Source organism: Flavobacterium sp. (genome assembly GCF_017744675.1).
Classification (GTDB): Bacteria; Bacteroidota; Bacteroidia; order Flavobacteriales; family Flavobacteriaceae; genus Flavobacterium.
In genome coordinates this window covers 1,365,591-1,377,859 of sequence record NZ_JAGIAV010000004.1, presented here as the reverse complement: position 1 = coordinate 1,377,859, position 12,269 = coordinate 1,365,591, and the positions used below count along the sequence as shown (strand labels likewise).

At 34.9% G+C, this 12,269-nt stretch carries 8 protein-coding genes; 5 read left to right on the top strand and 3 right to left on the bottom strand.

The window, feature by feature from the left end; genetic code table 11:
• The first annotated feature begins 120 nt into the window (after window positions 1-120).
• From J7574_RS16185 to J7574_RS16170, 4 genes are all read left to right on the top strand, one after another.
• Window positions 121-2,757: a gliding motility-associated C-terminal domain-containing protein gene (locus J7574_RS16185; RefSeq protein WP_290970742.1), complete on the top strand. Its 2,637-nt coding sequence runs from the start codon at window positions 121-123 to the stop codon at window positions 2,755-2,757.
• Between the two features lie 31 nt (window positions 2,758-2,788).
• Window positions 2,789-3,715: a type IX secretion system membrane protein PorP/SprF gene (locus J7574_RS16180; protein WP_290970739.1), complete on the top strand. Its 927-nt coding sequence runs from the start codon at window positions 2,789-2,791 to the stop codon at window positions 3,713-3,715.
• A gap of 46 nt (window positions 3,716-3,761) precedes the next feature.
• Window positions 3,762-5,855: an OmpA family protein gene (locus tag J7574_RS16175; protein WP_290970736.1), complete on the top strand. Its 2,094-nt coding sequence runs from the start codon at window positions 3,762-3,764 to the stop codon at window positions 5,853-5,855.
• 65 nt (window positions 5,856-5,920) lie between these two features.
• Complete coding sequence (locus J7574_RS16170) at window positions 5,921-6,406, top strand: hypothetical protein (protein WP_290970733.1); 486 nt, start codon at window positions 5,921-5,923, stop codon at window positions 6,404-6,406.
• A 95-nt stretch (window positions 6,407-6,501) separates the two neighbouring features.
• Here the strand turns inward: J7574_RS16170 and J7574_RS16165 are convergent, their stop codons facing one another.
• A complete protein-coding gene (locus J7574_RS16165; RefSeq protein ID WP_290970731.1) occupies window positions 6,502-6,882 on the bottom strand; it encodes a DUF1573 domain-containing protein in 381 nt (126 codons plus the stop codon).
• A 287-nt stretch (window positions 6,883-7,169) separates the two neighbouring features.
• On the opposite strand from J7574_RS16165, the gene J7574_RS16160 reads away from it, so the two are divergent.
• On the top strand, window positions 7,170-9,803 hold the full coding sequence (locus tag J7574_RS16160; RefSeq protein WP_290970728.1) for a valine--tRNA ligase: 2,634 nt from the start codon (window positions 7,170-7,172) through the stop codon (window positions 9,801-9,803).
• A 184-nt stretch (window positions 9,804-9,987) separates the two neighbouring features.
• Here J7574_RS16160 and J7574_RS16155 read toward each other — a convergent pair whose 3' ends face one another.
• Window positions 9,988-10,611 (bottom strand): GyrI-like domain-containing protein, encoded by a 624-nt coding sequence (locus tag J7574_RS16155; RefSeq protein WP_290970725.1) that lies wholly within the window; start codon window positions 10,609-10,611, stop codon window positions 9,988-9,990.
• 205 nt (window positions 10,612-10,816) lie between these two features.
• The gene (locus tag J7574_RS16150; RefSeq protein WP_290970722.1) at window positions 10,817-12,130 is read right to left on the bottom strand and encodes an APC family permease; all 1,314 of its coding nucleotides are present in this window, start codon (window positions 12,128-12,130) and stop codon (window positions 10,817-10,819) included.
• Window positions 12,131-12,269: the final 139 nt, after the last annotated feature.

Here is a 12,269-nt window from a genome sequence, read left to right as displayed (position 1 = left end):
ATGATAAAACTACGTTTTACGATGCTGTATTGCAGGAATGTCTTCTTTTTGTGAAAATAAGTTTACTAAAAAACATGATTTTTGTTAAATATTTTCTTATGTTTAACAAAAAATTAATCTATGGCAAAAAACTACATTAGCTACCTCCATTTTGTATTGTTTTTTATTTTTTTCACTCTAATTTCTTCAAAAGCATCTGCCCAATGTGCTGGCGACGATAATGTAAACGAATTAATTTGTGACATCGCCAATCCTATTTATCAATCGGTAAATTTATTTTCTCTATTAGGGGGTTCTCCAGTTCCTGGCGGAACATGGACAGATGATAATAATTTAAGAGGACTAGATACTGCTACTGGTATTTTGAATGCGCAGGTTATTCGCGCTGGAGGAACTTATCAGTATACTTACACAGCCCCTGTAACTTCAGGATGTACAGATAATAAAGCTGTAGTTACCATTACGATAGGAGCGTATGCTGGAGTGGGATCACAAGCGACAGTTTGTAACGACGAAGGAACTTTTAATCTTTTTACGGCTTTTGACAGCAAAGTAATGGGACCACACACAAACGGTAGATTTACTTACATTACGGGAGAGCCTGTAGAAAACCCAATAAAAATTGGGAATTTAAAAACCAAAACTACGTTTCGTTTTGTTTACACTGTACCTGCTGTGCTTGCCTGTTCTCCAGACGACAAATCGACTAATCTTGAAGTAACCGTTTTGATTGCTCCGAAAGAAGGAAAAGCAACAGATTTAATTTTATGCGGAACGACAGATTTGGCAGGATACACTGATTTAGATTTAAACGATCAGCTTGATGGTGAGGATAGCGGAGGAACTTGGACAGGAATAGGAATAACTTCTTTGACAGACCATAACATTAATCTTCAAGAATTGTTTGATACCAATGGACCTGGAGAATACGCTTATACTTATAAAGTTTTAGCAATTCCTGATAATAATATATGTCCAGATAAAGAAGCTACCGTAAAAATTACTCTTGAAAAAAGACTTGATTTTACAGGATCGAAAATTGAAGTTAGCAAAGATATTTGCGAATCTGAAATTGCAACGGCAACTTACTCCGCAAAAATTACGCAAGGCCCTGATGGTATTCCGAATGGAACATACGATGCTACTTTCAGCGTTGTTGGGCCAGGTGTATCTGGATTTGAAAACGTAAGGGGAAATTTTGTGAATGGAGAATTTAACTTTCCAATACGATCTTCTTATTTTAAACAAGTAGGGCAGTATACGATTACAGTTACGCGAATTGTATCGACATCGAGTAAAGGAAAATGTGTCAATATTTTTAGTCCGTTTTCGACTATTTTAACGATTTATCCTTTGCCTCTTTTGACTAATGCAACATTGACATCACTTCCAATTTGTCAAAATGATGCGGCAACAATTCAAGTTACAGCGCCTCAATTGTTAGACGGAACTTATCGTATTACGTACAATATAAACGGAGATAATCTGGCGTTAGGCGAAACAGCACAAATGCAGTCCGTTGGAGGAAAAGCAACTTTTACAATTCCAGGAAACTTGAGTACAAGAAGCGGACTATCCGTAATAAACATTTACAGCATAACCAATATTACAAATCCTTCGCCTCAGTGTACCAACATTGCTAATGTGGCAGGAAATCTAAATATAAATCCGTTGCCAAATGCTTTGACTGTAATTGCAAAAGTTAATGATTATTGTTTGAATGCGCCTGTTACCGTTGCAGTTTCAGGTTTGGGAACTTTAACCAATGCCAGTATTTCTTATGTGCTTTCAGACAGCAATACATCTGCGGTACAAACCATTGCTAAGGCAGTTGCAAATGGAAAATTAGATTTTGTTATTCCTGCCGAATTGCTTTTAAATACGGGTACAACAAAAATTACTTTACTGAATTTAACCAATACGGTTACAAATTGCGATGTAGATTTAATAAACGTTACAGACGATTTTATAATAAATCCAATTCCGTCTGCTCCCATTGTTGCAGATCAGAAATTCTGTAAGGTTGATGAAGCGGTTATCGCCAATTTAGAGCCAAAAGGATCGCAATACAAATGGTATAATTCTGCAACAGCAACTAAGCCGCTTGCAATTGATTATGTTTTAAAAACGGAAGACTATTTTGTTCGGGAAACTTCTCCTCAAGGCTGTACTTCAGAACCAGCAAAAATTTCGGTTGTTATCAATGACACGCCAGCTCCAGAAATGACCGAAGCGGCAGATTTCTGCGGATTGGCCAACCCGAAAATTAGCGATCTTTCTAACAAAACAAATGTCTCTTCGACCGTCTCGTGGTACGATGCTGTAGACGGAAATTTATTGTCTTCAACTACATTATTGGTTCATAATGCAATTTATTACGGATACGATTTAAACGCAGTAACAGGATGTCTGTCAGAAAACTATAAGGAAGTGAAAGTTTCGCTTCAGGACTGTGAGGTTGCCCAATACGAGTTCTTTGTTCCAGACGGATTTTCGCCAAATGGAGATGGTGTAAACGATTCGTTTGTGATAAAAGACATTGAATTTTTATACCCAAATTATACGCTTGAAATTTATAATAGATACGGAAACGGAATGTATAAAGGAGATAATAGTAAACCTGCTTGGGATGGCAAAAATTACGAGAAGAGCGGTATCGCTGGAGGCGTAGCACCCAATGGAGTTTATTTTTATGTATTGCATTTCAATAAAGACAATAAGCCGCCACAGCAGGGCCGTCTTTATTTAAATCGATAAATTCTCTTTTTACATTTAATATAATTTTCAAATGAAAAAAATCATACTCCTTATAAATTTCCTTTTCTATTTGTCCGTTTCTGCCCAGCAAGATCCAGAATACACGCATTATATGTATAATATGAGCGTGGTGAATCCGGCTTATGCGACAGGAGTTCCAGCCATGATGAATTTTGGCGGATTGTATAGAACGCAGTGGGTTGGCGCTTACGGTGCTCCCAAAACATTTACATTTTTTGGACATACGGCAATCAATGATAAAATAGAAGCGGGTATTTCATTCATTTCAGATGATATCGGAGACGGCGCCAAAAAAGAAAATAACGTTTATGCCGATTTTGCCTATGTTTTAAAATTAGGTGGAAAAAATAAATTGTCGCTGGGACTAAAAGCTGGATTTTCATCTATGCAAAGCAATTTTAACGGATTCAGATTTACAGATCCTCAAACAGATTATGCTTTTTCAGAAAATATAAATGCAACCAAACCTAATATTGGGGTTGGAGCTTACTATTTTAGAGACAATCTCTATGTTGGATTGTCTGCTCCGAATTTATTGAAATCCAAATATATTGAAGAAAAGTCGGGAGTTAATGCTTTTGGTTCCGAAGAGATACATACTTTTTTGACGGCTGGTTATGTTTTTCAAGTCAATGATAAATGGAAGTTGAAACCTGCATTTATGTCAAAATTTGTAAAAGGCGCACCCATAACTTTAGACGTTACAGCCAATGTCCTTTACAACGAAAAGTTCGAATTTGGAGCTGCCTACAGAATTGACGATTCGGTAAGTGCGCTTTTTAATATCAATGTCACGCCGACACTGAGAGTGGGCTATGCCTACGATTACACGCTTACAAACTTCGGACAGTTTAATTCGGGAACACACGAAATTATGCTGCTGTTTGATTTGGACTTGTTAGGAAAAGGATTTGATAAATCTCCAAGATTCTTCTAAAATGAAAAATAGGAAAAAATTACTCGTTATTATATTCGTGTTTTTAATGCAGTTTATAAACGCGCAAGATCAGGAACTGGCTAGAGCAAAACGTTTTTTTTATAAAACGTATTATAGCGAAGCCATTGTTTTGTACCAAAAATTAGCAGATGAAAAACCTTCACAAGAAGTCATTAAAAACCTAGCCGATTCTTATTTCTATACCAATGATTTAGTCAAAGCGCAACGCTATTATCGTCTTCTGATTTCAAATTACAGCAATAATTTGGATCGGGAATATTATTTTAGATATGCGCAGACTTTAAAAGCAACAAACAGCTACGAAGACGCAAATGCCAATTTAAAAGAATATTATTCTAAATCAGCGAATGCAGAAGATAGTGCCAATTTTGAAAAAGAGCTGAAAACCTTAGAAAATGTCACCGCCATTGGCAAACGTTTCGAAATTAAAAACCTTGCGATAAATACGCCAAATTCTGAGTTTGGAGCAGTAAAATACAAAGAGAATCTAGTTTTTGCAGGAGTAAAGCTGAAGCCTGGTTTGTTTGATAAGAAATACAAATGGGACAATGAAACCTATTTGAATCTCGTTTCGATTCCGCTCAAGAATATTAATTCGGCTGATTCTATCGTTCATTATTTTGCTAAAGAATTAAAAACCGGAATGCACGAATCGAATGCTGTTTTTACAAAAGATGGCAAAACCATGTATTTTACGAGAAACAATTCGAAAAACGGAAAAAAGAAAAAAGACGATAAGAAAATCTCCAATCTTCAGATTTTTAAAGCAGAATTAGTAGAAGGAAAATGGACGAATATTACAGCGCTTCCATTCAATAGTCCGAATTATTCTGTGGAGCACCCTGCTTTGAGTGCCAATGAAAAAGTACTGTATTTTGCTTCGGATATGCCGGGATCTTTCGGCTCTTTTGATATTTATTCGGTAAACATCAATAAAGGAGCTTTTGATACTCCGAAAAATTTGGGTCCAGAAATTAATACCAACAAAAGAGAGCAGTTTCCTTTTGTTTCGGCAGACAACAAACTATATTTTTCTTCAGACGGGCATTTGGGTTATGGCTCTTTAGATGTTTTTGTTTCTGAAATTAGTGGAAACGAGTATTCAAAACCAGTAAATGTTGGACTTCCCCTAAATTCTAATTTGGATGATTTTGCTTTTAATATTGATTCTAACACCAAAGAAGGATTTTTTGCTTCAAATAGAGAGGGAGGAAAGGGAAGCGATGATATTTATCAATTTAAAGAAATAAAAGATTTAATTGTGGAAGACTGCAAACAGTTTATTGCAGGAACGATTACAGATGTTGATACGCAATTGGCGCTAGAAAATGCAACAGTATTATTGCACGATTCTGAAAACAAGACTTTAAATACGATTACAACTTCTGCTGACGGAAAATTCAGTTTTACGGTTGCTTGCGAGGCTTCGTATAAGATTGCTGCTTTCAAAGAAAATTATACCAATGCTTCAAAAACGCTGACTTTAGATAAAACAAGAGACAAAGTGAATGACGCTTCTTTGGCATTAAGATCTTTAGAAGCCATCAAAAAAGAAGAAAAACAAATTGCTGAAAATAAGAGAAAGCAGGAAATTATAATTGAAGAAGAAAACAAGAAAAAAGAAGCTTTGGTTGCACTTGAGTTAAAAGAAAAAGAGAACAAAGCCAAAGAAGCGGCAATTGTTGCAGCTGAAGTTAAAAAGCAAGAAAAAGTTAAAGAAATTTTAGCTAAGGAAAAAGATGTTGTAAAAGACAAAGACCATTTGATCATCAAAACAGATCCGATTTACTTTGATTACGATTTGTGGTACATTCGTAAAGAATCCAAAGTGATTTTAGGAAGAGTGGTCGAATTGATGAAAAAGTATCCTGACATGGTAATCGAAATTGGATCGCATACCGATTCGAGAGGAAACGAAAAATACAATGCCGATTTATCTCAGAAAAGAGCCAATTCGACTAGAGAGTTTATCATTCAATCTGGAATAGAAGCCAGAAGGGTTTCTGCGAAAGGCTATGGAGAATCTGTGCCAATTATAAAATGCAAAACAGATGAATCTTGTTCGGAAGAAGAGCACGAATTGAACAGAAGGTCTGAATTTGTGATTAAAAATTTATAAAATTATGATTAGTAGAAAACCTTTTTTCTTAATTTTATATTGATATCAATAAAATGAAAAATATTATGAGAAATCTAACCTTGTCTTGTTTGCTTTTATCCTTCGTCGGATTGCAAAGCTGTAAAAATGAAGAAAAACAAAAAGCCGCTGAAGCTGCAAAAGCAGAAGGTGAAGTAGTCGTAAGCACCGCATGCTACAAAGCAATTTATGAAAAAGACACAATAGATTTAAAATTGAATACTTTAAAAAACGGAAAGTTAGCTGGTGATATGATTATGAGAGTCGCGCCTTCAACGGTTAGAACTGGAGAAGTGGCAGGTGAGTTTCATGGTGATACTTTGTTTGTAGATTATACCTTTAAAGACAATGTGAATGGAAACAAAACATTTAAAAACCCAATGGCATTGTTAAAACGTAATAATCAGCTTATTTTAGGAAACGGAACTATGCAGACTACAATGGGCGTTACTTATTTGGTAAAAGACAAACCAATTGATTTTGATAGCGTAAAATATAAATTCGATACAGCAGAATGTGCTGAGAAGAAGTAAAGAAGAAAGATTTGAGAAGCAAGATGCTTTTTTCTATAAAAATAAAGCCGTTTCTAAACTTAGAAACGGCTTTTGTATTTTAGGAATTTAAATTCTTATTGAACTTCACCCTTAATTTTAAGAGCTACTCTTCCGTCAGGATAGTTTACTGCGTTTGTTTCAACAGTAATTGTTTTACGAATAGGTCCTGTGACCATATTATATTTTACATCTATTTTTCCTTTTTTGCCTGGCAAAATTGCTGCCGCAGGTTTGGTTACAACGATCGAACTTAGTGTAGATTCTGCACCTGTAATTAATAAAGGCGCATCACCAGTGTTTGTAAATTCAAAGGAACGAAGTCCGCTGTCACTCTTAGAAATTTTTCCATAATCAATTGTATTGTCTGGGGCTGCAAATTCAATTTTAGGGCCATTTTGCGCAAAACTTATTGCACTAAACAATAAGACTGCAATAAAAGAGGCTGCATTTTTCATATGAAATTGTTTTTTAATTGTAAGTAAATATACATTCTTTTAATTAACACACAAATTATTATTTCTCTTTTTATAGTGTACTTAATTATTTACTTTTGCTGTCAGTTATAAATACAAAAATTGAACCATTTTTTTGTTTAACTGTTTAATCGTTTATTTGTTTAATCGTATGGATGATTTGTAAATGATAGCATTAAGACAGAAACAATTAAATGAGCAGTTAGCATTCCAATTAATCGAAAACGATTAAACAGTTAAACAAATAAACGATTAAACAACCTAAGTAAATGACAATTCCAGCACAATTTGACGCTAAGACGATTGAGAGTAAATGGTATGATTACTGGATGAAAAACAATTATTTTCATTCAGAACCTGATCATAGAACACCGTACACCATTGTAATCCCACCGCCAAACGTCACTGGAGTCCTTCACATGGGACATATGTTGAACAATACGATTCAAGATGTTTTAATTCGTCGTGCACGTCTTAAAGGATTCAATGCTTGTTGGGTTCCTGGAACAGACCATGCTTCTATTGCAACTGAGGCAAAAGTAGTAGCCAAATTAAAAGCAGAAGGAATCAATAAAAATGATTTGACCCGTGAAGAATTCCTAAAACATGCTTGGGAATGGACAGATAAATACGGTGGAACAATCTTAGAGCAACTTAAGAAATTAGGAGCTTCTTGCGATTGGGAACGCACAAAATTTACTATGGATCCAGATATGTCGGCATCTGTAATCCGTTCTTTTGTTGATTTGTACAACAAAGGATTAATTTACAGAGGATACCGAATGGTAAACTGGGATCCAGAAGCTAAAACGACTTTATCTGACGAAGAAGTAATTTATGAAGAACAGCAAGGAAAACTATTTTTCTTGAAATATAAAATAGAAGGTTCAGAAGATTTCTTAACTATCGCTACAACTCGTCCTGAAACTATTTTTGGAGATACTGCAATCTGTATCAATCCAAACGATGAGCGTTTTACACATTTAAAAGGTAAAAAAGCGATCGTTCCAATCTGCGGAAGAGTAATTCCAATTATCGAAGACGAATATGTAGATGTAGAATTCGGAACAGGATGTTTGAAAGTAACACCTGCACACGATATGAACGATAAAACGTTGGGTGAAAAACACAACCTAGAAATCGTTGATATTTTTAATGAAGATGCAACTTTAAACAGCTTCGGATTACATTATCAAGGAAAAGACCGTTTTGTAGTTCGTAAAGAAATTGAAAAAGAACTTCAAGAAATTGGAGCTTTAGCAAAAACAGAAGTTCACCTAAATAAAGTAGGGACTTCTGAGAGAACAAAAGCGGTAATCGAACCAAGATTATCTGACCAATGGTTCTTGAAAATGGAAGAATTAGTAAAACCAGCGATTAAGTCGGTTTTAGAAACAGGAGATATTAAATTACACCCAAAACGTTTCGAAAACACTTATGCGCACTGGTTAAACAATATTCGCGATTGGAACATTTCTCGTCAGTTATGGTGGGGACAGCAAATTCCAGCGTATTATTATGGAGACGGAAAAGAAGATTTCGTAGTTGCAGAAAACATCGACGATGCATTAGCGTTAGCCAAAGAAAAAACATCTAACAACTCACTTACAACATCTGACTTAAAACAAGATGTTGATGCATTAGATACTTGGTTTTCTTCTTGGTTATGGCCAATGTCTGTTTTCGGCGGAATTATGGATCCTGAAAGTCCAGATTTTAAATACTATTATCCAACAAATGATTTAGTAACGGGGCCAGATATTTTATTTTTCTGGGTTGCGAGAATGATCATTGCAGGTTATGAATATGCAGGCGAAAAACCATTTACTAATGTATATTTGACTGGTTTGGTTCGTGATAAACAACGCCGTAAAATGTCTAAATCATTAGGAAATTCTCCTGATCCTTTAGATTTAATCGATAAATTTAGTGCAGACGGAGTTCGTGTTGGATTGCTTTTAAGTGCTTCTGCAGGAAACGACATCATGTTTGATGAAGAATTATGCAGTCAAGGAAAAGCGTTTTCAAACAAAATCTGGAATGCCTTCAAATTGATTAAAGGATGGGAAGTTTCTGAAACTATTGCGCAGCCAGAATCATCAAAAGTGGCAATTGAGTGGTACGAAGCTAAATTGCAGCAGACTTTAGTTGATATCGAGGATAATTTCGAGAAATACAGAATTTCAGATTCTCTTATGGCCATTTATAAATTGGTGTGGGATGATTTCTGTTCTTGGTTCTTAGAAATGATCAAACCAGCGTACCAACAGCCAATTGATAGCGTAACTTTCGCGAAAGCGATCGAAATGTTAGAAAACAACTTGAAGTTATTGCATCCGTTCATGCCTTTCTTGACAGAGGAAATTTGGCAATTAATTGCTGAAAGAACGCCAGAAGAAGCTTTGATTGTTTCGACTTGGCCAGAAGTAAAACCATTTGACGCAAAATTAATTTCTGATTTTGAAAACTCAATTGAGGTAATTTCTGGGATCAGAACGATTCGTAAAGACAAAAATATTCCGTTTAAAGATGCAATAGAATTAAAAGGAATCAATAGCGAAAATGTTTCAACTTATTTCGATTCTATTATTACGAAATTAGGAAACGTTTCTGCTTTCGAATATGTTTCTGAAAAAGTAGATGGTGCTTTGTCTTTCCGTGTAAAATCGAATGAATATTTCATTCCGATTACAGGAAATATCGACGTTGAAGCTGAAATTGCAAAACTGACAGAAGAATTGAATTATACAAAAGGATTCTTAAAATCTGTTGAAGCAAAACTTTCAAACGAGAAATTCGTAAACGGAGCTCCAGAGAAAGTCCTTAATCTAGAAAAACAAAAACAAGCCGATGCGTTAGCAAAAATCGCTACGATCGAGCAGAGCTTGGCTGGTTTGAAATAAGAAATCAACTTGGCTTATAAAATTAAACCCGACAGTTTTTGAAAGCTGTCGGGTTTTTTGTTTTTTTTCGCCACGAATTCACAAATTTATTTTTTATAATCTTTGAGCAAAATAAATAATTCGTGAATTGCTACACGCATAGATAGTAAAAAATAAATTCGTGAATTCGTGGCTATTAAACATGCTATTTTACAGGTTCTCTGAGTATTGTTTTCAGTTTTTCAGGAGCTGTTTTTCGAAAATCTGAGAGATAAATTTCATGATGAAGTCCATTTTGCTGTAAATTGTTTTCGGTGCTAAATTCCAGAATTTTTTTTAGCGTTTGCGGTTCATCTTCAAAAGGGCCAATATGAAGAATCTGGATTGCTTTGCCTTCTGCCATTTCAAACAATTTGATGGTTTTTGCCAATTCATTTTGCTTTTTGTTTACCGCAACATTTATAGCTTCCTCAACTTGTTTTTGCGTTACAAAATCGGGAATTCTAATCATAATTCTGTAATTCCATTCAGAACGCGGAATTTTCAACGGAGCTTCTTCCATTGAAACATTTGCGTATTTTTCATTATCAAAACTCCACAAAGCTTCTAGCTTTGGAACAACAAAATCATTATCCAATGCTTTATGCATAAATTTAATGACATAAGCTGTAGTGTATAATGCTTGAATTTTTTCTGAAAATGCTTCACCCGACGGATCTCCTTTGCCTGTGATTGAGATATAATTTGTTTTTTCTATATAAACGATTTCAGGATTTGTTTTGGCATTATAGTATACTTTGTCGGTTTTGGTTAGATCTAATTTGCTCATCTTTTTTTGTTTTTATAATGCAAATTAAATAGCTTGAGGTGACAACGGTATGTCAGCAGAAATTCTATCGTGTCCTTTTAAGTAAACCAGACCCGACATGTTTTTAGTTTTTTCCCATCAATTACTCCATCTATTCGTTATCGCTTGGGGTACGAATTTTATTTTCATATAAAGATTGTAAAAAATAAAATTCGTGAATTCGTGGCTATCTTTTCTTCCTCAAAACCAAAAACAAAGGATAAGAAATAATCGCAATTCCGACTATAATCATAAAAGCTTTGGGATCACTGTAAATAAATCCTAATAAAAGACTAATCGACATAATAATTGCAATTATAGTACTCCAAGGATACCAAAACGAACGATAAGGTCGTGGTAAATTGGGTTCTTTGGTTCTTAATTTCAGAAGCGAATAATAAGCCAATCCCCAAACGATTATCGAGATAAAAGCGGCAAAAGAAAACAATATTTCAAAAGAGCCAATGCAAATTAAAAACAAGCTGAAAAATGATGAAACCAAAAGCGCAACAATTGGTGTGCCGCCTTTGTTTACGGTAGTTCCTTGTTTGATAAAAAATCCATCACGGCTTAATCCGTAAAGGATTCTTGGCGGAATCATCATAAAAGCATTCAAAATACTAATTAAAGAAAAGATCGAGATTACCGTTACGATTTTAGCCCCGCTTTCGCCAAAAAGAATTTTAGCCACATCGGCAGCAGCTAGATTTGATTTGGCTAATGTTTCAATTGGAAGAACATGAAAAAATGCGGCGTTAACCAAAATATAAATGGCTACGACAAGTAAAACTCCGCTGTATAAAGATTTCGGAATGTTTTTGCCTGGATCATCATTTTCTTCGGCAAAAAAGCAAACAGCATTCCAGCCATTATAAGTTCCAATAATAAGTTGTAAAGATTTAAAAAATCCAAAAATAAGTCCGATTTGAAAGATCGAATTGTCTGTTTTTATTGATGGAACTTCAATTCCAGAATACATAAAACAAGCCACAACCAGAGCTGCAAAGCAAACTACTTTTAGTAAACTGGTAATCTGCTGAATCAGGCTTCCGTTTTTAACGCCACTTAAGTGCAGCAATACAAATGCAACCAATAAAGAAATGGATAATACGGTAGAGTAATTGGCCAATTGCGGAAATAAAATAATCGTGTATTCGCTAATTACGATGCAATAGAAAGCAGGAGGAATGGCATTGACAATATAATCGTACCAACCGGAAAGAAAGCCCGCATACTCGCCCAAAGCTCTTTTGATGTAATTGTAAGATCCGCCGGCTTTTGGCAACATAGTTGCTAATTCCGAATACGAATTGGCTCCCAATAAAACATACAAACCTCCAAATAGCCACGAAGCGAGAATAAGCCAATAATTGTTTAGCATTTCTGCTATAGTACCGGGTGTTCTTAAGATTCCGACACCTATTGTTCCTCCAATTAAAACGGCGATATTAAAGCTAAGCCCTAAACTTTTTTGCAATTGGTTCTTCTTGGAATCTGACATTTTCAAGTTGGTTTTACGGATTATAATTTCGGACAAAAATAGTGTTAATTGAATTAGCATTTAATATAAAATAAAAATCCCAAGATTTTCAGTTTTACTCGAAAATCTTGGGATAAAATCAAAACTCTAATTCAATATT